The organism is Chryseobacterium bernardetii, from assembly GCF_003815975.1.
In the GTDB taxonomy this organism is placed as follows: Bacteria; Bacteroidota; Bacteroidia; order Flavobacteriales; family Weeksellaceae; genus Chryseobacterium; species Chryseobacterium bernardetii.
This window is the reverse complement of the sequence record NZ_CP033932.1, coordinates 4537374-4560829: the sequence shown is the minus strand read 5'-3', so window position 1 is coordinate 4560829 and position 23456 is coordinate 4537374. Positions and strand designations below refer to the sequence as shown.

General features: G+C 36.6%; 19 protein-coding genes. 15 read left to right on the top strand and 4 right to left on the bottom strand.

Translation table 11 applies throughout. The features are described 5' to 3' along the window. Window positions 1-16 precede the first annotated feature (16 nt). Window positions 17-2503, bottom strand: coding sequence for a hypothetical protein (locus tag EG339_RS20820; RefSeq protein ID WP_123871796.1), 2487 nt, complete (start codon window positions 2501-2503; stop codon window positions 17-19). A gap of 325 nt (window positions 2504-2828) precedes the next feature. Between EG339_RS20820 and EG339_RS20815 the strand changes: the two genes are divergently transcribed. From EG339_RS20815 to EG339_RS20790, 6 genes are all read left to right on the top strand, one after another. Continuing rightward, complete coding sequence (locus tag EG339_RS20815) at window positions 2829-3413, top strand: sigma-70 family RNA polymerase sigma factor (protein WP_123871795.1); 585 nt, start codon at window positions 2829-2831, stop codon at window positions 3411-3413. A gap of 121 nt (window positions 3414-3534) precedes the next feature. After that, complete coding sequence (locus EG339_RS20810; RefSeq protein ID WP_123871794.1) at window positions 3535-4479, top strand: hypothetical protein; 945 nt, start codon at window positions 3535-3537, stop codon at window positions 4477-4479. Between the two features lie 136 nt (window positions 4480-4615). After that, the gene (locus EG339_RS20805) at window positions 4616-5785 is read left to right on the top strand and encodes a FecR family protein (protein WP_123871793.1); all 1170 of its coding nucleotides are present in this window, start codon (window positions 4616-4618) and stop codon (window positions 5783-5785) included. 119 nt (window positions 5786-5904) lie between these two features. After that, window positions 5905-9435, top strand: coding sequence for a SusC/RagA family TonB-linked outer membrane protein (locus EG339_RS20800; protein WP_123871792.1), 3531 nt, complete (start codon window positions 5905-5907; stop codon window positions 9433-9435). A gap of 10 nt (window positions 9436-9445) precedes the next feature. Then, window positions 9446-10807 (top strand): RagB/SusD family nutrient uptake outer membrane protein, encoded by a 1362-nt coding sequence (locus EG339_RS20795; RefSeq protein WP_123871791.1) that lies wholly within the window; start codon window positions 9446-9448, stop codon window positions 10805-10807. A gap of 26 nt (window positions 10808-10833) precedes the next feature. Then, on the top strand, window positions 10834-12279 hold the full coding sequence (locus EG339_RS20790) for a TlpA family protein disulfide reductase (RefSeq protein ID WP_123871790.1): 1446 nt from the start codon (window positions 10834-10836) through the stop codon (window positions 12277-12279). Window positions 12280-12335: 56 nt separating this feature from the next. On the opposite strand, the gene EG339_RS20785 is transcribed toward EG339_RS20790, so the two are convergent. The 3 genes from EG339_RS20785 to EG339_RS20780 all read right to left on the bottom strand — a co-directional run bounded on the left by EG339_RS20785 (window position 12336) and on the right by EG339_RS20780 (window position 13445). Continuing rightward, a complete protein-coding gene (locus EG339_RS20785; protein WP_123871789.1) occupies window positions 12336-12596 on the bottom strand; it encodes a hypothetical protein in 261 nt (86 codons plus the stop codon). Window positions 12597-12740: 144 nt separating this feature from the next. Further along, the gene (locus EG339_RS24810; RefSeq protein WP_394343427.1) at window positions 12741-13094 is read right to left on the bottom strand and encodes a MauE/DoxX family redox-associated membrane protein; all 354 of its coding nucleotides are present in this window, start codon (window positions 13092-13094) and stop codon (window positions 12741-12743) included. Between the two features lie 111 nt (window positions 13095-13205). Next, on the bottom strand, window positions 13206-13445 hold the full coding sequence (locus EG339_RS20780) for a hypothetical protein (RefSeq protein WP_123871788.1): 240 nt from the start codon (window positions 13443-13445) through the stop codon (window positions 13206-13208). 364 nt (window positions 13446-13809) lie between these two features. Between EG339_RS20780 and EG339_RS20775 the strand changes: the two genes are divergently transcribed. The 9 genes from EG339_RS20775 (at window position 13810) to EG339_RS20735 (ending at window position 23398) form a co-directional block, all read left to right on the top strand. Continuing rightward, window positions 13810-15438: a helix-turn-helix domain-containing protein gene (locus EG339_RS20775; RefSeq protein WP_164466470.1), complete on the top strand. Its 1629-nt coding sequence runs from the start codon at window positions 13810-13812 to the stop codon at window positions 15436-15438. 443 nt (window positions 15439-15881) lie between these two features. After that, the gene (locus tag EG339_RS20770) at window positions 15882-18047 is read left to right on the top strand and encodes a type VI secretion system Vgr family protein (RefSeq protein WP_123871786.1); all 2166 of its coding nucleotides are present in this window, start codon (window positions 15882-15884) and stop codon (window positions 18045-18047) included. A gap of 2 nt (window positions 18048-18049) precedes the next feature. Beyond that, entirely contained in the window at window positions 18050-18871 is an 822-nt protein-coding gene (locus tag EG339_RS20765; protein ID WP_123871785.1) for a hypothetical protein, read from the top strand. Continuing rightward, window positions 18868-19149 (top strand): hypothetical protein, encoded by a 282-nt coding sequence (locus EG339_RS20760; RefSeq protein WP_123861430.1) that lies wholly within the window; start codon window positions 18868-18870, stop codon window positions 19147-19149. The genes EG339_RS20765 and EG339_RS20760 overlap by 4 nt, the downstream gene beginning before the upstream one ends. Window positions 19150-19156: 7 nt before the next feature. Continuing rightward, entirely contained in the window at window positions 19157-20728 is a 1572-nt protein-coding gene (locus EG339_RS20755; protein ID WP_123871784.1) for a polymorphic toxin type 15 domain-containing protein, read from the top strand. Between the two features lie 42 nt (window positions 20729-20770). After that, on the top strand, window positions 20771-21328 hold the full coding sequence (locus EG339_RS20750; RefSeq protein WP_123871783.1) for a T6SS immunity protein Tdi1 domain-containing protein: 558 nt from the start codon (window positions 20771-20773) through the stop codon (window positions 21326-21328). A 200-nt stretch (window positions 21329-21528) separates the two neighbouring features. Next, entirely contained in the window at window positions 21529-22086 is a 558-nt protein-coding gene (locus tag EG339_RS20745) for a T6SS immunity protein Tdi1 domain-containing protein (protein ID WP_123871782.1), read from the top strand. 126 nt (window positions 22087-22212) lie between these two features. Beyond that, on the top strand, window positions 22213-22776 hold the full coding sequence (locus EG339_RS20740) for a suppressor of fused domain protein (RefSeq protein WP_123871781.1): 564 nt from the start codon (window positions 22213-22215) through the stop codon (window positions 22774-22776). Between the two features lie 310 nt (window positions 22777-23086). Beyond that, on the top strand, window positions 23087-23398 hold the full coding sequence (locus tag EG339_RS20735; protein ID WP_228459660.1) for a hypothetical protein: 312 nt from the start codon (window positions 23087-23089) through the stop codon (window positions 23396-23398). Window positions 23399-23456: the final 58 nt, after the last annotated feature.

The window sequence follows — 23456 nt, the reverse complement described above, 5'->3', positions numbered from 1 at the left end:
ATTTTGTATTATTTTGTTAATTGATATCTCTTTTTAGATTCGGATTTCCATATAGGTGTAAACATGCCCAAGCTGCTGGTGTAGGATATCGCTCATATACTTTCTTGTTTGCATTGAACATCGCCTCTGATACAGTTTGACCTTCTTCAAATGACTTTAAAAATTCTGGTAACCAATATTTTGGAACTGTAACATCTAGTGCCCAGCATGGCGCGATGACAGCATCATAGCCCTGAGCAATAAATCTCTTAATCAAAGACGTTACGTTGTTCCTGAAAAACTCTGTTTTCATAGAGGCTGAATGGCAAACAAAGAAGATCAAAATTTTCCCTTTTCCAATGATGGTGTTTAAGTCATATGTGAAGTTACCTCCCTGAGAGATCATTTGGGTGTCGGAAATGTTTTTTGCACCGTGCGAGCATACTATATTGATCTCCGCAGATAGAGGAGTTTGTAATTGTATTTCCTGATGAACAACAAAAGAAAATTCTTGCAGCGTATTTTCAATATTTCCATATAAGTAGCTCAGCGGAATATCTCCACTTTCAATAGGTATCCAGATAGATTTCCTGTAATCAAAATGTAATGGTTTAGTTCCCTTTTTTTCTAAAAGCCATTCGGTCGAAAGGACATTAGTAACAGGAATATGTTTAGCGATAAAGTCGCCTACGCCATTTAGAAATAAGTTATGAGGAAATCTTGCCAGCTCCATATCATTTACAATATACAGTCCCTGAGCCATATTATGAATTGACAACTTTCCAATACTAAGCTGTTTGATCATTCTAATTTCTTCATTTTCATACTCTTCGGGATAGACCTGTCGTATACTTCGACTCTCTTTTACGGTATCATTAAATTCAAGATCAACAAAATAGTCACTATCAAGTAATTGTTTATATATACTATGATTCCAGTCCTTAAGAAGATGAAATGAAAATACATCATTAAATAACTGCAACTCGGATAATTGCTCCTCCGCAGAGGCAAGCCAGCACATTGCGATCCCGGTACTGAGTGATAGTTCCTTTTTAAATTCCTCCGTATTATCATAGAGTGTTTCTAATTCATCAACATTTATCTCCGGTAGAATTAATGGGACAAGTTCGGCTGATTTTTTTTCTTGAAACAGGATACTGTAATCAGACTTTAGTACCATGGACAAAAGGAAAGCTGCAGCATTCTCCTTTTTTGTGCTATAGTCAATAAGTCGTTCTGAAATCATGATGGCAGTTTTGTTATCGTAAACAAAGTCTGCTGTATTTCTTGTTTCATTCAATTTAACAAGAGATTCCTTTAAATGCTTTTTTAGATCCTCTGAATCCGCATGAATGATATCCTTGTATTTTTTAACGTTCTCCGGTGGAACAATCATTTCAAATGTGGAAAGAAAAAAACCAAATCCACTGGCACTAAAGTCCGCAGATGGGTAAGTTCTTTTGATATTGTATAGGGTTAGAAGCCAAGGCGTAGCGTCGTTAATTCCTCCAGCCAAGATGTTTTCTCTTTCTGTACGCAGATAATCGAGTAATTTCGATGGAAGAGATTGATCATGCATCATTAGTAAAACGGTGAAATATCCGTGATCGAGAGATCTCCTTTCATAGGCCGGAAAATTGATTTCTGCAGGGATTTCAGTATACAATTCAATGGCAAATTCATAAAATTTAACATTTCTAAAAAATTTAAAGCTTTGCCAGATAATTTCCCTTGTTAACCTAACTGAATACGGCGGTTTCTTTTCTAGTAAGCAGGTTAAAGCAAGATTAATATAAATTAAAGAAGCATGGATGCTACCAATGTTGGAATATATGCGGAAACTATTAAAATAACCCGCTTCAGGGATACCGTCTTTATAGGATGACAGTATGACCTCTTCTGCAAAATCACGTCCGGGTTGATAATATTCGGAGGAGCTTAACCTATCAACAATAAGCCCAACGCTATGATAAAATAATTCTGGATTGTTGAGTGCTAGCAGTATTTGACGTAAGAATCCTGCCAGAGATATATTTGAGATAACCAGACCTTCATCCCAATTTAATTGCTTGGCATCATTCTGAAATTTCCGGATAACCAAAGTAGCCATCTTTTTTTTATTCTGATCGGAAATTGTTGAAATATCAAAATTATTTTCTGATAACCTCTGTTCTTTTTTCTTTTTATAGGAAGCTTCTAAAATCGGCTCCATCATTTTGATTGTATGATCATCCGGTTTATGATCCATAATAGAGAGGTCAAATAAATTAAAGTTCTTTGAGCCCAGAAGTTTGTTATAAAGCTCAAGGAAAAGATCAATGGAATACGGAAGAGAATGATCACTATTTTGTTCTAAACTATGTAAGAAAGCTGGTATATGGTTCCGATACTCAAAGTAGTCCGTAGCCATACCGGAAATAATCTCCCGATAAAGGGTTGTCAGTTCATTTTGGTATCTGTTATGATTGTGAAGTCGTTCATCAGTAAGTTTTCTGTTGAAGTCCTGTACTTTTATTATATTCATATACTTTTAAAAATCTTAGGGTGATAGGATGGCTTTATTACAGGGAAATCACAATCCAATTATACGGAAGTATTTGCCTTAATAACAAATTTAACTATTCTTGAGTATCGAGGCAATCAAAATTAGATTTAAGCAAATAATTCGGCTTTTTTTAGTGCTGGAAAACAAGCTGTTTTGATATATAATGAGCTGAACATTGCTGTTATTCAGGATTTATTACTACCATTAATGCCGCTTAATAAACAAATCTACTTTTTGCAGACCTTAAGATTTCTTTTTTGAAATAAATATTTTCTAACTTTACTCTTCTAACAATAGCCTTATTATGACATCCAGAAAAGAGATCGAAGAAAAGGCACTGCTAATAAAGTTCCAAAGCGGTGATAGGAGAGCAATGGATACACTTTTCCGGATCTACCATCCCGCATTGATCTTTTTTGCCCATAGACTACTTGTCAATTTTGATCAGGCTAATGCACAGGAGATTGTTCTTGACGTTATGCTCAAAACATTTGAATTACGGGAAACCTTTAAAAGTTATGACAGTGTTAGAGCATTTTTGTATATCTCCACAAAAAACAAGTGCTTTGATGTTATTGAGAAAGAGAAGGTACGGTTAAATCGGATGAACAAATATTCGCAGGGGCTAGAGGAACTCGATGAGGAGAACATATTGAGCAAAATGATCCATACAGAGGTACTTCTTGAATTGAGTCAATCTATTGAGCTTCTTCCCGAACAATGTCGGAATATTATGCAAAGTTTAATGGATGGAATGACACCTAAAGAGATCGCCGAAGAATTTCATATTAGTGTCAGCACTGTAAACAGCCAGAAGGCACGGGCTATTTCCATATTGAAAAAGACCCTTTCCAATAAGGGGATTGCACTTTTGCTTTTATGCATTTAACTTGTATACCATCCTTTATTCCTACCTAAATAAGTTTATTTCTTTGGTTAAATATCTGTATTTTTAGCGTTTTAATTCCTAATTTCTTCTCGTGGAGAAGTATGATTTCAAACAATAATAAATGGAAAGAGTAGTATTTGATACCAATGCATATAGGTACCTAATTAAAGATTTAAGTTTTGATGATTTAGATGATTACATGCTTGAGATCCGAGCAAAGGAAAAGAAAAATAACCTGGAAGCATCCATTAGTCCAATTGTCATACAGGAACTCTTGGCACATGTCGCGGGCCGAAGTGGGAGCAGTTTATTTCAAAAGTCTTTAAACGCGATTAAAGCAATGTATCTTCATTGTTTTGATAATGGGTTTTCTAGAATGTTAGCTAGACCAGAAATGCTTGTGGCCAAATATATGTTTGGATTATCAAGTGAAAAGAAAGTGCAAACAGGCAATGCATTTATTGAAATTGTACGTGATTTGGCTACGTCTCCCACCAATGAAATCTTTGAGCGTTTGGAAGATAACCTTAATAAAACCAAGAGTTTCGTAAAAAATGCAGAGCACTTATACGCGACATCATTTTTGACAAAGCTAAAGGAATATGATCCTGAGATGGAAGATTGGGCTGTTTTTCCTAATAATAAAGAGAAGCGGAGGAAACTTTTAAATGAGATCCGATCCGCTGAGTTCTCTCAATTTTTAGCACGAGAGTATATAGAGCCAGTATTTAATTATTATGCTTTAGAACATCCTACACTAGTTAGGCCAGATGAGGTTCAGTGGACATTTTTGTGCACTAAATTTGTGAATAATTTTCCAGAGTATATTGCATTGTACAAGTCAGTTTACGAAAATATAATAAACAGCCAGATCAATATGTTTGAAAATAATAGAGCTAATTTTTGGTGGGACACCCAATTGATGTTAAATGTCGGAGAGCATAAGATCGAAAATGATAAATTGTATTTTGTAACCTCTGATAAGGCCATGCTGAAAGTAGGTAGGGAGAACAATGCGAATTTATCCATTTTTACATTTGATGAATATATGGACTATCTAGGATAACTATCCGATGATATTGTAAGCATTTTTATTACCGGCAAAAGTAGCTGAAAAATTCCAGTGTTATTTTATTTAAAATATTTTCATTTTCTTTTGGACAAGCCCTCTATGTTTCCCGTTTCTATAATAAATACGAAACATGAAAGAGGAAGAATTGTTCGATGGATTTGAGATCACGGAACTACTCCATAAGTATATTACTGGACAAAAGCTCCCGTATTGGGACAGGGAGTTCCTGGAGGACTGGATCGAAGAAAGTGAATCCAATAGAGTTATTTTCCAACAGCTGTTGGATCAACACCGATTGGCTGTTGATCTAATCGAACTGAAAGAATCAGGTACTACAACCAAAGATGAACTTGCAAGATTCAATAAAATACTTGACAAGCCACAGCCAAAGAGCATCTGGTTCAGGCTTATGACAGCAGCAGCAGTCCTTTTCACGATTTCAATTTCCATATGGCTTTATAAATTTTATCAGTCAGACAAGATTTTATCGACAGAAGTCGCAACAACTACCTTATCGGGAGATATTCTTCCGGGAAGTGATAAAGCAACGCTAACTTTTGAAGATGGTAGAGTTCTTTCGCTCGCAGGGGATAAAAAAGCTATAAAAGTAGATGAGCAGGGCACTTCCTATATGGATGGCACGAGCATATCACCAAATAAGGTACAGTTTGCAACACTAACAACGCCACGTAAGGGACAGTATAAGATAACACTTCCCGATGGTACTAAAGTTTGGCTAAATGCGGAGTCTTCTTTACGGTATCCTACAAAGTTCACTGATAAAGACAGGTATGTTGAATTGCAGGGGGAAGGCTTTTTCGATGTGGCGCACGACCAGGCAAAGCCTTTTATCGTTGCTTCTAATGGCCAGCAGGTGAAGGTACTTGGAACTAAGTTTAACATCAACAGTTATTCCAATGAACCTTCTGTCAGAACTACGTTAATCAGCGGAAGAGTTGAATTGTTAAGTAGCCGTGACAAGGCAACTGTTATACTTGTTCCCGGCCAGCAAGCTAAGCTAGTCAATGACGGTTTTGCCATAAATTCCGTAGATACCGAACCTTTTACAGCATGGACTTCAAATGAGTTCCAGTTTAAAGGGGCGACTTTGCAGGAAGTCCTGAGACAAATTGAACGATGGTATGATGTTGACGTTGATTACAACAATATTCCAAATATCAAGGTTAACGGAACAATTTCAAGAGAAAAGAAACTCTCCAGTGTTTTATATGCACTTGAAAAAATTACAGATTTACAAATTAATCTATCGAAAGGAATGAGGATTCAGATTAAAAAATAAGAATTTATAGTTTCATATGTTGGCCTGAAAATATGCCGGAGTGTTAGCGCACTCCGGCGATCGGGTCTACATCTTAAATTTCCAGCAACGAAAATTACTTTTTAACCCTACACAAATCTATGAAAAAACATGATTTTTCCAACAAGAAAAACATTCCGCCGTGGGTGGATCTGTTTTCCCACAGGAGAAAACTTCTGCGCAATGGTATAAAGAGTGCAACGCTCTTTATACTGCTTGCCAGCGGTACAGCTTTACAGGCTCAACAGATTAGCCTTTCCTTGCAAAAAGCGCCCATGTCAAAAGCAATTTCAGAAATTCGGAAAGCGACCAAATATGATTTTGTCTACAATGAGGATCTACTGAAAAAAGTTGGGCCTATTACTGTAAACCTGAAAAATGCTTCATTAGAAGAGACATTACGAACACTCTTTGCAAACCAACCGATCGCATTTGAAATTGCGGATGGCATCATCATATTGCAGGAGCGGAAAACATCGAATACTTCCAATTCAAAAAAAAAGGAAACCATAAAAGGAAAGATCGTCGATGAAAAGGGCAATCCATTAGCTGGCGCGACTATTCAGGTTAAGGGCAGCAACTTTGTGGCAAACTCCGATAACAACGGAAATTTTGAATTGCCTTCGGAGTATGCTGAATCTGAGCTAAAGATCAGCTTTTTAGGCTATGCACCAATGTCGGTATCAGCAAAATACATTGACCGGATAACATTGACAACCAATAGCAATGTTATTGATGAGGTATCCGTTGTTGCCAGTGGATATCAATCTATTCCAAAGGAAAGAGCAACAGGGTCTTTTTCCAAGGTCGATAATGCCACCTTTAACAGGCAGGTTTCAACCGATGTTATTAGCAGGCTGAAAGGTATAGCGCCGTCCATTCTATTTGATGAGAGGTCAGGTAGCCCAAAGCTAACCATCAGGGGACAGGCTACGATCTTTGGTAACGATCAACCCCTAATTGTTGTTGACAATTTCCCTTATGAAGGTGATATCAACAATATCAATCCGAACGACATAGACGACATTGATATTTTAAAAGATGCAGCTGCCGCTTCAATCTGGGGAGTTCGTGCTGGTAATGGTGTGATCGTCATTAAGACTAAAAAGGGACGAGCAGACCAGCCCATGAACATAGGATTTACGAGCAATGTCACGATCGGGCAGAAGCCTGATTTAAATTACATCCCCCAAATAAAGCCAACAGATTTCATTGACATTGAAAAGATGCTTTTTGAAAAAGGTTTCTACAATACGATTATCAGCAATACTGCTGCTAATAGACCTTATTCACCTGTGGTCAGCATTTTGAATGACCAGAAAAACGGAATATTGACGGAACAGCAAGCCACCAACCAGATTGATGCACTCCGAAACAATCATCTACGGGATGACATGAGCAAGTATCTCTATCGAAATAGCATCAAGCAGCAGTATGCGCTAAACTTTAATGGAGGAACAAATAAATACACTTATTATTTTTCCGCAGGATTCGATAAAAACCAAAATACTGAAAAAGGCAGCGACTTCAGCAGGATAAGCTTGAACAGTAATCAGGTCTTCCGTCCAATAGAAAAACTGGAAATTTCTGTGGGTCTTGCTTACAACCAGAATAATCAATCTACATCCAATGTAATTTCAATGCTTAACAATATGGGTACTGAATTAATGTATCCGTATGCACGATTGGTTGATGACAAAGGGGATGCTGTACGGGTAATTAAAGATGCAAGTAATGTTTTAAAAGAGAAAGCACTTACTGCTGGACTGCTCAATTGGGATTTTGTACCATTGGAAGAATTGGATTATCAGAACAACAAATATAAACAGTCCGAACTTCGCTTAAATACAGCCATAAAGTACACTTTTATTCCAGCTCTCTCTGCTGAAGTACGATTTCAATACGAAAATCAGTTGGGTCGACGAAAAAACTATTATGATCAGGACAGTTACTTGATGCGTGATCAAATTAATAGATTTACTACCATTAACAATGGGGTTTTGACCCGTAACATTCCACTGGGTGGACGGCTTGATAATACAAATACAGAACTTAATGCATTGAATGGTAGGTTTCAATTAAATTATGATCAAAAATGGAACAAACATCAGGTTAATGCTATTGCTGGATTTGAAGTTCGAGAAACAAATTCTAACGGAATCAGTTCAAGGCAATATGGTTTTGACCCGAATGTAGGTTCGAGCATCTTAGTCGATTATATAACCCGTTTTACACAATATGGAAGAAATGGCACTGCTACTATATCAAATTTTGATAACTATTCTGGTACAGTTGATCGAATCCGCTCATACTATTTAAATGGAGCCTATAATTATGATCTCCGCTATGTTGTTTCTGCTAGTGCCCGCATAGACCAATCCAATCTTTTTGGAGTGAAGACCAATCAAAAGTCTGTCCCTTTATGGTCTACGGGTGTCAAATGGAATATTAACAAAGAGGATTTTTATCATCTGGAATGGCTTTCGCAATTAAGCCTTCGATCGACTTTCGGATATAGTGGAAACATTGACAGAACTACAACAGCATATACAACTGCCCGTCTCTCAAGGAATTTATACAATAATTTACCAAACGCGGATCTTGTAACGCCGCCAAATAATGAACTTCGTTGGGAGCGTAACCGGATGTTTAATATCGGCGTTGATTTCGCTTCAAAAGACAATAGGTTCTCTGGAAGTATTGAATATTTTAACCGTAAAGGAAAAGACCTTATAGGGAATGGAGATATAGATCCTACTACCGGATATGCATCTTTTCGTGGGAATGTAGCAAATATGACAGGTAAAGGTATTGATATCGAACTGAATTCTATAAATATTCAAACAGAATCTTTTGGTTGGAAAACAACGGCAATTTTTTCTTATGCTAAGGACATAATAACAGCTTATAAACGACCAACTAGCCTTACCAATTTTGTCGCTGATAATAGTATAATTAGAAACGCAACGTTATACAATCCCATTGTTGGCAGATCGCTGTTTGGTATTTATTCTTATCCGTGGGCAGGATTAGATCCGCAAACAGGTCAAGCTAGAGGTTTCTTAGATGGCGAACCTTCTACACAGTATGCCCAGATAACTCAACAACTGGCGGAGGATCCTGAGAATAGACTTGTATATCATGGTAATGCATTAGCACCATATTTTGGGGCTTTGCGGAATACTGTTAGTTACAAAAACTTTAACCTATCGTTTAATATTACTTATCGTTTTGGGTACTATTTTAAACGAAATTCTATAATGTACTCTTCTCTCTATAGCAATTATTATGCACATGGCGATTATTATAGAAGGTGGCAAAAACCAGGAGATGAGCTGACGACGACCGTTCCAGCAATGGTCTATCCGGGAGTGAACGTCGCTGATCAATATTATCTTAATTCAGAAATATTGGTATGTAAAGGTGATCATATTAGGCTTCAAGATATAAACTTAAGTTACAACCTTGATTCCAAAGTATTACAAAAGCTTCATCTTAAAAACGTACGTCTTTTTGGCTATGTAAATAATGTCGCCATGATTTGGAAAGCTAACAAAGAAAATTTAGACCCTGATTTTCCAACAACGAAACCCGTAAGGACTTTTGCTTTGGGGCTTAACTGTAACCTTTAATCAGACTGCTATGAAAAAGAAAATAAAACTATTGTTGCCATTAACTCTGCTATTTCTTCTGCTTTCTTGTTCGAAAGAGTGGCTTGAGGAAAAGCAAGACATAAAACTTATTATACCTACGACACTTAATGATTTGAGTCTACTTATGAATTCGAGTCAATTTCTTTACGACGGCCGAGGTGCAATGGAAGTATCTTGTGACGATTTTGATGTAACTCTTGAACAATACAATTCGTTGTGGATAGATTTTGAACGTAAATTGCTAACATGGACAGTAGATGTGTTTCCTAAATTAGGTTATGGTACTACCCAGGAAGAGTGGGAGCTACCTTATGTCCAGATCCAAGCTTGTAATGTAACATTAAAAGCACTTGAAAAGATTAAGCGAACATCAAGCAATATTGAGTTATATGACCGAATTAAAGGCTCTGCATTGTATTACAGATCAAAAGCATTTTTAAACCTAGCAATGACTTTTTGTAAATATTATGACGCCAATACTGCTGATACGGATCTTGGCATTCCTTTAAAAATAAATGATGATATCAATGAACCAATTTTTAGGAGCAGTTTAAAGCAAACTTATCAGCGGATCGCGGAAGATCTAAGTTTGGCTGCAACATTATTACCTCAAAACGCGATTTCATCGACTCACATAACAAATTCAGGAGCATATGCATTACTTGCAAGGACATATCTATATATGAATGATTACAAAAAAGCATTTGATGCATCTCAGAATTCACTAAACCTAAATTCTTATCTTGATGATTACAATACATTTGATCCTTCAGAATCTTACCCCATTCTGTCAAAGAGTAAAGAAGTGCATATTATGATTGAAATGACAACAGGGTATGGTACTTCAGGAAATAGCTATTCCTCAATACCAGACGAATTGTATGATCTTTATGATAATAATGATCTTAGAAAACTATTATATTTTAGAAAGCAAAACGGGAAGAACGTTTGGCGTGGTGCTCCCATTGGTAATAATCTATCGGGTACTGCGACTGATGAAGTTTTTCTCATTGGAGCAGAATGTGCAGCCAGATTAGGAGATAAAGTGAAAGCGATGGAAATGCTCAATACTTTGCTTATTAAAAGATATATAAAAGGCAAATTCTTGCCGTTGTCGGCCAGTTCAGATTTAGATGCGCTTGATTTAATATTGAAAGAAAGAAGAAAAGAATTATTGAAAAGAGGACTTCGATTTCAAGATCTTAAACGTTTAAATAAAGATCCTCGTTATGCGAAAACATTGACAAGAATTGTTGGTAATAAAGTATATACGCTCCCACCCAATGACAAACGTTACCTATTTCCAATTCCCCAATATATTATCGATTATAACGGCATAGAAAAGAACTAATATGTCAACATAACTTAATACATATCATGAAAAAAATATTATTTAGTACTATGCTGTATTTACTTATGGTACAGTTTTCCATTGCTCAAAAAAGAACCGTTCTAAATATAAAGTTTGAAAATTTTAAAGATTCTGTTATTCGATTATCGTTTCCAATCTTTGATGGCAAATTTGCCTTATATAGTGCACAGGAGTATGTCTTGGAAAGAAAAGACGGCAATTTCCATTTTGATTTTCCACTGAAAGAAACTACAACAGTATGCATTTATTCAAATATGGTCGGAGGTCTTTTATTTGTCCCAGGAACTTTCAATATTATTGTCAATCCTGGGGACAGTCTAAACTTGACCCTTCGGGATAATAAATCGGGATTAAATAATATGGAAATAACCGGTAAGGGTGCGGAAAAATTACTCATGACAAAAGAAGTTACAAAAATAATGTTTTCAAGTAAATTTTCTAAAAAACCTTACCATAAACAAAATATTACAGAAAGATATCTGGAAGTGGATAGATCACTTGATATTATTGATTCAATTTTTAATAGACATCCTAAAAAGAATACCAGAGATTTTAGGTTAGCAAAAGCTCAACTGGTTAATCAAACTTTGGATGCAATAATGTCGCAGTCAATACAACAATATAACGATTCTGTTGCGACATTATTTAATCAGTTTATCAAACAAAAGAAAAGAATCACACCACTTCTTGATAGCTTAACACTAGATTATTTTGGTGGGCTTCACGTGCTTCCTGCATATATTTCTTTATCTAATATGCACCAATTGGGTCCAAGATATGATTTATTTAGGTACAACTACCCTTTGGAATATGCCTCCTTGGTTAAAAAAGAATTTGGAAATATATCCTACGTAAATGACTATCTCCTTTCCGATAATGCGATTAGCACCTTTCGTGAGAACTGGTACGGACAGAAATCTAAAGACATTTATAAATTTTATGTAGCAAATGTAAATAAAAATAATCCGCATTTTCAGAATGTTCTCAATGAATATAAGACACTAGAAGATGTGCTACAACATGGAAAGCCTTTTTATAATTTTAACTTGCCAGATACAAATGGTGTGTATCATAGTTTAAAAGAGTTAAAAGGAAAAGTCGTTATTTTGGACTTTTGGTTTACTGGTTGCGGAGCCTGTAAAACGATGGTTTCTGAACTTAAAAAGATTGAACCTTCTTTAAAGCATGAAAAAATTCAGTTTGTCTCAATTAGTGTGGATCAAAAAATACCCGTTTGGAAACGTGGAATAGGCATTTTTTCCATAAAAAGTGCATTACAGCTTTACACAGAGGGTAGGAGATATGATCATCCTATTATAAAATTCGCAAAAGTTGGTGCATATCCCACATTAATCGTTTTGGATAAACAAGGTAGGATAGTTGGGATTCCTCCTCATCCAGGAAAAGACCCAGATGGTTTCAAGGAGTACATAAAGAAGTGCTTAAAGTAGAAATTTAAAAGGAAGCGTGCGAAGCAAGCTTCCTTTTTTATACAAAGGAATTATCATTATTGTCTCTTAACTCCTTGTATTACATTTTGTCCAGTAGGTAACTCAGTTTCCAAATCATATTCTCGTGCGCAAGTTTGTGGACCTGGATCGCATGGATGTAGTTGCGGATTATAGGCATCACCCATAGATCCATCTGGATTTACGTAAAAAATTCCTGTTTCGTCTTCGTTCACTGTGTTTGCCGGAGCAAATGAAAATGCTGTAAACGTACCTAGTGCAATTGCTGCAACTCCTAAGGTAATTCTAAGTGATTTCATGATGTTTGGTGCTTTTATAAATCAAAAAGCTAAACTTTAGTTTTTTGCCTACTCTGGGTTTCAGGTTTTCGGCTTCCCCTGTTTTGGTTATTAGTTTTAAATTTAGTACGTGGTCTGAACATGACTACTGTGTGGTGGGCTTTTCTACGAAAACATGATCAGACCAATGATATTTAGCGTCAGCACCGCAAGATTAATCCACAGTTGATCATTCCAGTTCAACCCCCTATAAAGCGAAATACATGAACATGGTATGCTTGGCGCAAACTTTAAGATGTAGATGAGATATCCTGTATATAACAGCAGGACAGATAGCGAGGTTATAAGTCCTATTTTCCTCCACGACTTCTTCAGCAGCAGTATCACAAGTGACAAATGCAGTAGTTGTAAAAAGTAAGGCAGCGGTAATGCAAAAGACGATAATAGATATGCACCATTGATCTGCCTTCTGAAAGTGTCAAAATCAAGGACCTTACTGACAAATGTATATGCCCACATGAGTAGGAGTAAGAATATAATTGTTTCGGCTATCAAGTTTTTCGTTCGCATGGTTTGAGTATTTTGTGATTTACGTTGAAAAGTTATTTCACACACAGTTTAAATCGAGTATTATTTCGAGGTTTTCCATTGGCCACCATGTCTGATCGGTGGGTCTTTGATCGTTTCATCAGTGTCGTCGTTGGAAACGACTCCTGCTTGAATTGTATCGCTATTTTTTGACATTTCCGTTTTTGAGTTGACAATATTCAGTTTTCCCAGTTCTAACGGTTCCTCTATTTCGGATTCTCGACAGGAGTGTAAAATGACCGCTCCTGCGATGATTAATATTGTTGAGATAATAGTTTTCATTTTGTTAAAAATTTTAAGAATTATCCCGGCCGGTTATTTCGAATTCAAGAGCGAAGGTAGAGGGCATTGGAAGACGGAAAAACTGTTTAGTGCGCCCGTTGAACAATTTGAATGCGCAAATTGTTCAAATTGAGCATTGTTATAAATTTGATAATCAGGGTTTTAAAATGTTTTTATGGTATGTTGCAGTTTTTTGTTTTTGATAAATAATGGTTTGGCGATTTTTACTAATTTTATATAAACTTGACCTATGAAATTCTCCTCTTTTCATATCATAATTGTTTTATGTTTGTTGCACTGTGAATTTCTCTGTGCCCAGCAAGAGGAGTACAGTAAGTATTATTATATAAGGAAAAATTATGAAGTGTTCTCAGAGAATGATTTCAGGGCACTTCCATTCATACGTAAGTACATTGCTGAAGCAAAAAAGGATAAGGATTATGATAAATTGTATCAGGGATATGCAGACGGTGTCGAATTCTCTGCTGATCGTACTGAAAAACTTAAATTTGCAGACAGTACAATCATTGCCGCCAAATTATCCCACAAACAGGCGTTAGTAAGTTCTGCATACCTCGAAAAGGGAGTTGTTTACTATTTCCATTTTAAAAAATACCAATTGGCATTAAATGAGTTTCTTATAGCAGTTCAGTATGCTCCAAAAGATACAGATCCCTATTATCAGAACCGGCTAAATTATCTGATCGGAGTTGTCAAAAGCTATATAGGCCACTACGATGAGGCATTGCCCATTTTTATAAAGACACGGAACCATTTTGCGTCAGAGCTAAAGAAACAGCAAGATCCTAATATTCTATACGATTCTAGGAGAGGTAACTATAATAGTCTTCATCAGATGGCTATTTGTTATCGAAATATGGGAAAATTTTCACTAGCCGATTCTATTGTTAGCATTGGACTTACAGAAATCGGTTCTACCCGCGAACATAGGCAGGAATCGGGATATTTTATAAAAGAGAAAGGAATTTCCGAGTTTCGGAAGAAGGAATTTTCAACTGCTATCGCCTCACTTATCGCTTCATCAGTAGCACTTTCGAAAATTAATGATTTTTCATGGTTAGCTGTAAACTATTCATATTTGGGGAAATCCTATCTTGAATTGGGGGATGAACCCCATGCTTTAAGAAACTTTGAAAAAGTCGATTCCATTTTTCAGAAGCATGGTTTCATTGTTCCCGAAGTTCGGGATACCTATGAACTTTTGATTGATCATTACAAAGCAAATAATGGCATAGAGAAGCAATTATATTATACCAATCAGCTTTTAAAAGTAGATAGCGTCTTATTCAGAGATTTCAATTATCTGTCCAAAAAGATAAGCAAGGAGTATGATACACGTTTACTGAAAGAAGATAAGAAGCGACTTGAAGATAAATCCATAAGAGACAGAGTGGCCCAATGGGGATTAGGAACAGTCGCAGTCACTTTAGCTGCTACCATGCTGTTTTATAAACGAAGAGAAAAAAGAATCCGAAAGAAATATGACATTCTGGAGCAAAAGATCAAAGCTAGAGATAGCGCTAATATGGCAATTAAAATAGAAGAAAAGCAAGATGGCAATAAACTTGAAATTGACCCAAAAGTTATAGAAGAAATACTGCATAAATTACAGGACTTTGAGGATAAGGGAGGGTTTAGGGAGAATGGGATTACACAGCATAAATTGGCGGATAAATTTGATACTAATCATTTCTATCTGTCACAGATCGTGAACGAATACAAAGGCATGAATTTCACTAAATACCTCATAGATTTAAGGATCAAATATATAACTGATAAACTCTATAATGACCCGGAATACCGAAAATATAAGATCGAAACACTTGCGGAAGAATGTGGCATGGGCTCAAGAAATCATTTTTCGAAACTTTTCAAAGAAATCAATGGAATAGGACCAGCAGATTTCATAAAAAGACGTAAATATGATTTAGATCTGGATCAGAATCTTGCCATTGAAGCAGTTTCCCAATAAATCCGTCTGCGGTTTACAACTGAAGAAATAGTGAAATAAGTATGGTGGGGTAATTTAAATATTTTTTTTGCATTCTTTTTCTCGGATTGAAGTTCATTATTTCATAAAATTTACATGTAAAACTCTGATTAGTAGAATTACGACAATTTTTAAAATAATGTCAAAATCATTTTGCCGTGAAGTTGTAAGGTATTATATTGCAAAACCAAAATCATTAAAATGCTTATGAAAAAGAATGAATACAACCCAACAATAGTTCGCGTATCTTAATACTTAAAGAGTAATTTCGACCCACGGAATTTCTTTTCGTACCATTATCAGATCTCTATTATGATAGCCTTGTGAAAGTACTACATGCTTATTAATTTGTAGCTTTGGTAATTGAATTCACCGCTCGGTGATAAACCTTTTTAAATAACACAACCGAAAAAAATTATGTTATCATGTTTCAACAAGAAGATAATCTCTCCAGTAAAGGAATAGATTCATCCAAGAAAAACGTTTTGGATTCGTTAAGTGACGTCAATTTAGATGACGTTACTAAAATTCCGGGTCCACAAAAAGAGTATCTTAAACAAGCAAAAAATATAACCGACACGGGGCGGCAGTTTCTGAATCAGCCATTATTACCAAATGTCCCCACCACTCTCAAGGAAAAAGTTTGGGCAAAACAGCCTACTTCCAAAATATTTAATGCAGCAGGGATTCCTGAAAATGCAATTGCAGGTATCAATAGGGTAGTGAAGCTCGATATTTTTGTCGATGGAAAAGAAATCAAATATTTTAAGCACTTTAAACTTACCCAAAGCGCTGTGAAGCACCATGAGTTTGAGCTTACACTTGCTCACGATACCTTAGGAGCAGTGGAAAATCACAATCTGGAAGAGGCGCAAAATTTTCTAGGAAAAAGAATAACAATTGTCTTTAAATACAAAGATGTAGATAATAGCCCTGAAAGAAATTTTGTAGGAGTTATTACAGAAGTAGGTTTTAGTCAGGAAAAAGGAAGTCTGGGCAATCTTGTCATGACAGGCTATAGCCCCACAATATTATTGGATGCGGCGCCACATATCCAAAGTTTCGGCGGATCAAAACCTATCAGTCTAAATAGTATAGCAAGTGAAGTCATCAAAGAAGGCTTAGGCGCCGACAAATTTGATTTCAGGGTTGATTCCCGCTACGGAAATGTACCCTATAGTTGTCAGTACGAGGAGACACATTATAACTATCTGGCTAGAATGGCAGAAGCTTATGGTGAACAATTTTTCTATGATGGTGAAGTCCTTCATTTTGGACAGTTACCACCGCAGGAAAAACCTGTTGTACTTACTTATGGCAGCAATCTGACTGATGTGAAAATCAAAATGAAAGCCCAGCACGTAAATCCAACATTTTATGGTTATAACAGCAGTAAAGATGAAAAGTTCGCTGGTGGAAAAAGCAAAATTGACCATAAATCAGATATTGCCAAAAGAGCATATGAGATTTCTGAGCGGACTTTTCAAACACCATCTTTACGTGTTGCCCCTATAAAAGCTGCAACCTTTATGGATATTGACGCATCGCAGAAAGGTACTGCCGGGAGCAAAGCGTCGGAAGTTTTTGTCACCTCAGGAAATACGACGGTTCCGTTTCTTCATCCTGGCTGTATAGCGGATATCGAGATGAGAAAAGCTGATAGTAGCGAAACTTCATACTTTACAAAACTGATGCTTATTGAAGTGACGCACGAAGTTGATGCTCGTGGTTACTACTATGGTTCATTTCAGGCAATTGCATCCGATACAGGATTCATTCCAAGACCGGAATTTGTTGTTCCCACTGCGGAACCACAATTTGGGAAAGTAATGTCAAATACAGATCCACTCAATCAAGGGCGCGTGCAGGTGCAACTGGACTGGCAACGTGGAAAAGATTCAACTGAATTTATCCGTGTAATGTCTCCCGATGCGGGTAGTAGCGATAAGGTCAGCAAAAACCGTGGCTTTATGTCTGTGCCAGAAGTGGGGGATCAGGTTATTGTAAATTTTGTCCATCTGCATCCCGATCGGCCATTTGTTATGGGAGGCATGTTTCATGGAAAAGTTGGCGCAGGTGGTGGTGAAGGGAATAATGTAATGAGTTTCAGTGGTAGAAGTGGAGCAGAATTAAAATTTCATAATGGTGCAGGTTCTATGAACCTACAGGATCAGGGCGGAGCAAACATGCATTTCGACGGAGCGGGAAATGCCACAACAAATGCAAAAACAGCCCATAGTGTTAATGCTGGTAGCAATAGTTCCATTAATGTCGGCGGTAAAAAAAATGCACCGCCACAATCTCTCTTAAATATGGACGCAGCAGGTAATATTACGCTTGACGGCAAGACAAGTATAACCTTTCAGGTTGGCGGAAATAAAATTGTCATCGACAAAAAGGGGATTACTGGAACAGTTACCAATGGAAACATCAGTTTCGATGCGACAGCAGGAACATTTACTATTCATAGTAATGGCAACATGGATATCAAGACCGATGCTGACTTAGCTGTTGATAGCAAATCTTCCAAGATCAATTCAAGTGGGCCGACCAATATTACAGGGGCAGATGTAGAAATTAATAAGGGATAATTATGGAGTTCGATATTCAGGATGTGGGGAAAACAAGAAAGTATGCTTTCCTCAGGGAAGAGCGTTATCAATTTCAGGGTTTACGCAATGAAAATCATTTGGAAATTGGTCTCGATGTAAAGTTATTGTCCGTGAGTAAAGGAGTTCCCACATTTAAAATTAATACCATCCACTATAAGCAGAGTAATGCCACTGGCTTGTACAGTTGGGTGGGGGATATTCATGAGATTAGGAATGAACTGATTTTTACACTAAATGAAAAAGGGCAATTAGATACTATCTTAAATATGGAAGATATACGCCGGAAATGGGAAAAAATTAAACCTGAGCTTGTAAAAGTACATAAGAAAGATGCGCACAAAGATATTTTTATCACAGGTATTAATGAACTTTTGGAAAACGCAGACAACTTATCGGATGCTTTGCGTTTTGCACAGCCGTATCTTCTTCTATTCCCCGGTATTCATGGAAATCAGTTAAAAAAAGACGAGGAGACAATTGGATATCGTGAACTTCCCAATTTTTTGGCGGCAAAAATGATTCCTATTAATACCGTGGAGACACTTACAGAATTAGAAGATGGTAAAATCCAAATTGAAGTTCAAGGGACAATTGACGATGAAAAGTTTGAACAGGAGAAAGTTACTGCCATGATCAGGATTCTGAAAAATAGGCCACGTGTTCCTACACAGCTACAGTTAGGTTACATCGAGAGATACCGTTTGGATGAATGGCCTTGGTCTGAACAGAGTATGTGCATGAGTATAGCTGAAATTCCCGGTACGCTGTACCGTGAAGAAAGAAATATTTTAAAAGCAATATGATTTTTAAGATAGAGGATCTTGTCTTTCAAAATGACCGATACTTTATACTACTGAGCAGTAAGGATGCCGATAAACTAGCAGAACTAAACTGTCTCGATATCTATGCCGACAACGTAAAGATTAAACGTTTATCAGGTTGTCTGGTATCGGAAATATTAAAGATTCCTGATTTCACGGTCTTGGAGTCGAAAGAAAACCTAAGTGAATTGGAGCGGATTTTTAGAAAAACCAAATTGGTAGAAATCTGCACCTGCGTTAAGAACGTTAATTATAAATAAGTGGATCATGGCAAAAAAGTATGTGCCAGAGGGTGCTTTTCTCGCCTGCGATAAAGGAACGAGCCCATCGACATTACGGGTTAGCTTTAACAAAAATACGACTATTTATGCGGTGCCAATGGCAACCGAAGCAGATAAGTTGCCTTTCTTTCACCTTAAACCAATGGGACTTTGTACCTGTCCTGCAAAATGGGCTACGGGTGTAACCTGTTTACCTACTACCTTGCAATGGGATAATCCGAAGGATGGTGTAAAAATTAATGGAAACAGGATGCTTCTAGAAGATTCTACCTGCAATTGTATTTTTGGAGGTAAGATCAGTATATTTTTTGATAGGGCTTCCGCCGTTGCTTATGGTATAGGAGAAGGGAAGATGCCCAGCGATTACATCAAAGAAGGATTTGACTGGCTTGAACAAAAAACAAAAGAAAATCGAGCTGAAAGGGATAAGATGATTCCTGACTGGATGAAACCTATTGCAGGGGCTAAGGATTGGTTTGATGATCTTGGAACGGGATTAGTTGAAGGGGCGGTGAATGGAGTAGTCGGGCTTGGGGAAGTAATCTATCAGGTTGGGCAAGACCCGGTAGGTACTGCCGAAGCTTTAGGAGGAATGGTGAAAGAGGGGTATGAGGCGACTACTAAAGGACTTAATGAGGCATACAAATGGAGTACGACACCGGGGAATCTAGAAAAAGCAGCAAATTCAACATGGGATTGGGCTTCCAAGGAAGAGAATTGGGACAAGCTTGGAAATGATATTGTCAAGGGAGCTCAGGATACGGGCGAATGGATCGCTAAAAATCCTCGGAAGATCGGTACTACAGTTGGAGAATTTATACCAGATGCTGTTGCAGCTGTGTACACTGCTGGTGGCTCGGTGGCAGCTACCGCAGGTAAGACAGCATTAAAAGAAGGTGCAGAAGTCGTTGTTGAAAAAACTGTAAAGGAAGTTGCCGAGGCTGGAGCTGAAAAAGCGGGTAAAGAAGCATTGGAAGCTGGTGCAAAAAGGGGTATAGCAGAAACCTTAGAGCAATTAGCAAAGAAAGAAGCGGATGATATAGCAGCTGTAGTGACAAGAAGTATGCTACCCAAATTTAAGTTAACAAATCCATTTTTAAAAAATCTAGAGCATGATTTAGATGAGTTCATCCGACAATTAAAAGGACAACAAGAAGGTTTAAATAAACTAAGTGTAGACGATTTTTTGAAGAATAGGGATGAATATTTAAAAAATGGAAGATCAGCAGAAGGTAGTGCAGCTCAGAAAAGATTTAGAGAGGAAGCACATAGCAATAAGGTGAGAGAATTTAGAGATCAAGGCTTCACCAGAGAGGAAGCGAAGAAGAAAGCTGATGAATTTATGCAGGATAAGGCAGCACTGCATGACCCTGATCAGATTGCTGGTGGCTTTGGTGATAAAGTTACTGGTCTAGGTGATAAGAGAGTTAATTCCAGTCTTGGAAGTCAATGGAAAACACGGATAGACGAATTGGATAAAAGTGTCAGAGATGCGGCAGAAAAAATGTCTGAGGCAGAGAGGAAAAGTACTTATTTGAATGTTCATTTATACCCGTAACTCATTGGAAATAGTTATATTTGTAAAAGCAAAATATTAAATATGTTTGAAGAATTTTTTAAACAGTATCCTGATTACACAATACAGGAAAAACCTACGAATGAAACCATTGAAAAGTATCAGAATCATTTACCAGAAGTGCTAATTACTTTCTGGAAAGAGTATGGTTTTGGATCTTTTATGGACGGCTATTTAAAAGTTGTAAATCCTGATGAATTTGCTAATATTCTAGATGATTCTTATAGCCCGGTCTATCAAAATCCGATTGTTATGTTTGCAACTGGTTTGTCAGACTTGATTATTTGGGAGAATAGTCATACTGTTTTACTAGATTATCGGCACGGGATATCTAAAGTATTAGAATCAGGATTAAAATATTTATTTGAAGATTTAACAGATTCATCTTATATTGATTCGGATCTTTCAGGGAAGAATTTTGTAGCGGCCAAAAAAAGACTAGGTGATTTAAATTTTGAGGAATCGTTTGGCTACGTTCCATTACTGGGATTAGGAGGTGCTGAAAAATCTGAAAATTTGGATAAAGTTAATTTAAAAGTACACATTTCTCTGATAGCACAGACTGTGGGTAAAATTGAGTAAGAAATTCACGATTCCACATAATTAAAACATACAAGCCGCTAAATTGTCGGCTTTATTTTGGCATTGTAAGTTTACAAGACAGAAACGATGCATGATGTGGATAATTTGTATGCGGATAAAAGTGCTAAAGTCATATTTAAACGTCGAACTTTACCGTAGTAGGCTTAAATGATCATATTTGTTATAGTAAAAAAGATTTCATGTTTGAAAAATTTATTGAAGAATACGGAAATATTGAGCATAAAGTCGAGTTGCCAAATGATCACCTTGAACAAGTAAAAAGCTTTTTACCGGATGAGCTTTTCAGTTTTATTTCGAACGGTGCAGGAAGTTATATGGATAGTTTTTTTTGGGTAGTTGATCCGGTGCAATTTGATCCTATTTTAAAGGAAATTTATGTTCCTGTCCACGAACCATCAATTTGTTTTGCTAGGGATGCTTTTGGGGGATTATATTCGTATGAGGGTGGAAGTGTGATTTATATTGACATCCGTCATGGCGTTTCAAAGGTGATTGGAAGAAAAGTTAATGTTTTGTTCAATTCGATAATGACTGATTGGGAATATTTCTCTCAAGAATTATTATTAGATAATTACGAACCAGCGAAAGAAAGACTTGGAAAAGTTGAATCAGATGAATGTTATGGTTACGTGCCTATTCTAGGGCTCGGGGGACCGGAAAAAGTAGAAAATTTACAAAAAGTTAAATTAAGAGAGCATTTATCCATCGTTGCACAAGCTTTAGGCAAGATCGAATAAAAAGACAAATACTCTTAAATAGGTATTAGTGATATAATGGAAGCTGCCTCTTAGGTAGCTTTTTTATTACATTTTGCCAGCTGAAACCCTAATATTTGATAGTTATTTTTTAAAATGCTTTTATAGATGAAACCAACAGAAAGACAAAAGGAATTATATAAAAAGCTTTCCCCATTAATAGGTACAGAACCAAAAGTCATTAAATATGGAGATGATACTGGTGAGAATGCCATTTTCATTATGGAATGTCCCGATCCTTTAGATAAAAATGTTTTTTTTTATGCTACAATAGGATTGTCTGACTATTCTTTAGGGGATAAAAAGTACGAATTAATGATTTCAGGATATTCGGCGCAAGATAAAGTTGGGAATATTTTGAGCACAAGTGCTTTTTTTTGCATTAAAGATCAATGGAAGGTTTCTGAAGGGGTGGTTTTTGAAAAACTTGTTGAAATGTATTACCCTACTTCTGAAATGAAACATGTTTATTTTACTACACCGTATTTGTGGGAGGATAAACTTGAAGATTTTATGGTACAAAATGAAGAAGTCCATTTCCTTCTTGCTATCCCGATATCAGAACTTGAGTTTGAATTATTTAAGCAAAAAGGTTCCGATGCTTTAGAGACATTGTTAGAAGAAAATGAAATTGATATTTTTGACATTAACAGAAAATCGATTTTAAAATAAATTTTCAGTAAATATACATCAAAGATTGAAAACAGGAAAAACGGTTGTAAATAAAGGCTTTACAGCCGTTTTATGATTTTTTGGTAATGTGGTAAAAAGCAGGAAAAAGCAACGATTGGCAAAAGTAAGGTTACTAAAACGTTACTTTTAAACATCGCAAACAATCGATTCAAAATGTTGTATTTCAGATTTTTGCGCAATTTTTCATGTTGTTCCGTAGCTCACATAAGTTTAATTTTATCATTAAGAATTGTGAGTATGGAAACGACAAAAAAATCAACATTTAAGGTGCTTTTCTACCTTAAAAAGAATGCCCCGAAGCCGTAGCGTTTGGAACGGTTCAGCTTTGGATAGAAACCTATCGGCAAATGTATTTAACGATTGGTGGAACAACGGAAACAAACCTGAACTGAAAATACAGAATAGCCCTGTTTCCAAAACGTATACAATAGATGATTTGCCAACAAAAGACCTTTTTGAGTTTATCCCACAGGAACATTCGCAAAGTATCGATTTGGGATTGTTCAACTTATTGTCAGACACACAGGGCGTGGACTACGAGGAAGAACAGTTTGCTAACCGTATGAAGAAAAAGAAGCAATATCCTCGTCAAAAAAGATAATCGACTTGTTCTGTTTTCTTGTTCATTTTGCGTCATCATAAAAGCCAATGATAGGTTT

Excerpts from the sequence above, each read along its gene's own strand:
- EG339_RS20765 (WP_123871785.1), top strand. The coding sequence starts at position 18,050 with ATGGAGTTCGATATTCAGGATGTGGGGAAAACAAGAAAGTATGCTTTC.
- EG339_RS20770 (WP_123871786.1), top strand. The coding sequence starts at position 15,882 with ATGTTTCAACAAGAAGATAATCTCTCCAGTAAAGGAATAGATTCATCC.
- EG339_RS20805 (WP_123871793.1), top strand. The coding sequence starts at position 4,616 with ATGAAAGAGGAAGAATTGTTCGATGGATTTGAGATCACGGAACTACTC.
- EG339_RS20820 (WP_123871796.1), bottom strand. The coding sequence starts at position 2,503 with ATGAATATAATAAAAGTACAGGACTTCAACAGAAAACTTACTGATGAA.
- EG339_RS20780 (WP_123871788.1), bottom strand. The coding sequence starts at position 13,445 with ATGAAAACTATTATCTCAACAATATTAATCATCGCAGGAGCGGTCATT.
- EG339_RS24810 (WP_394343427.1), bottom strand. The coding sequence starts at position 13,094 with ATGTGGGCATATACATTTGTCAGTAAGGTCCTTGATTTTGACACTTTC.
- EG339_RS20815 (WP_123871795.1), top strand. The coding sequence starts at position 2,829 with ATGACATCCAGAAAAGAGATCGAAGAAAAGGCACTGCTAATAAAGTTC.
- EG339_RS20785 (WP_123871789.1), bottom strand. The coding sequence starts at position 12,596 with ATGAAATCACTTAGAATTACCTTAGGAGTTGCAGCAATTGCACTAGGT.
- EG339_RS20755 (WP_123871784.1), top strand. The coding sequence starts at position 19,157 with ATGGCAAAAAAGTATGTGCCAGAGGGTGCTTTTCTCGCCTGCGATAAA.
- EG339_RS20800 (WP_123871792.1), top strand. The coding sequence starts at position 5,905 with ATGAAAAAACATGATTTTTCCAACAAGAAAAACATTCCGCCGTGGGTG.
- EG339_RS20810 (WP_123871794.1), top strand. The coding sequence starts at position 3,535 with ATGGAAAGAGTAGTATTTGATACCAATGCATATAGGTACCTAATTAAA.
- EG339_RS20740 (WP_123871781.1), top strand. The coding sequence starts at position 22,213 with ATGAAACCAACAGAAAGACAAAAGGAATTATATAAAAAGCTTTCCCCA.
- EG339_RS20745 (WP_123871782.1), top strand. The coding sequence starts at position 21,529 with ATGTTTGAAAAATTTATTGAAGAATACGGAAATATTGAGCATAAAGTC.
- EG339_RS20790 (WP_123871790.1), top strand. The coding sequence starts at position 10,834 with ATGAAAAAAATATTATTTAGTACTATGCTGTATTTACTTATGGTACAG.
- EG339_RS20760 (WP_123861430.1), top strand. The coding sequence starts at position 18,868 with ATGATTTTTAAGATAGAGGATCTTGTCTTTCAAAATGACCGATACTTT.
- EG339_RS20750 (WP_123871783.1), top strand. The coding sequence starts at position 20,771 with ATGTTTGAAGAATTTTTTAAACAGTATCCTGATTACACAATACAGGAA.
- EG339_RS20735 (WP_228459660.1), top strand. The coding sequence starts at position 23,087 with ATGCCCCGAAGCCGTAGCGTTTGGAACGGTTCAGCTTTGGATAGAAAC.
- EG339_RS20795 (WP_123871791.1), top strand. The coding sequence starts at position 9,446 with ATGAAAAAGAAAATAAAACTATTGTTGCCATTAACTCTGCTATTTCTT.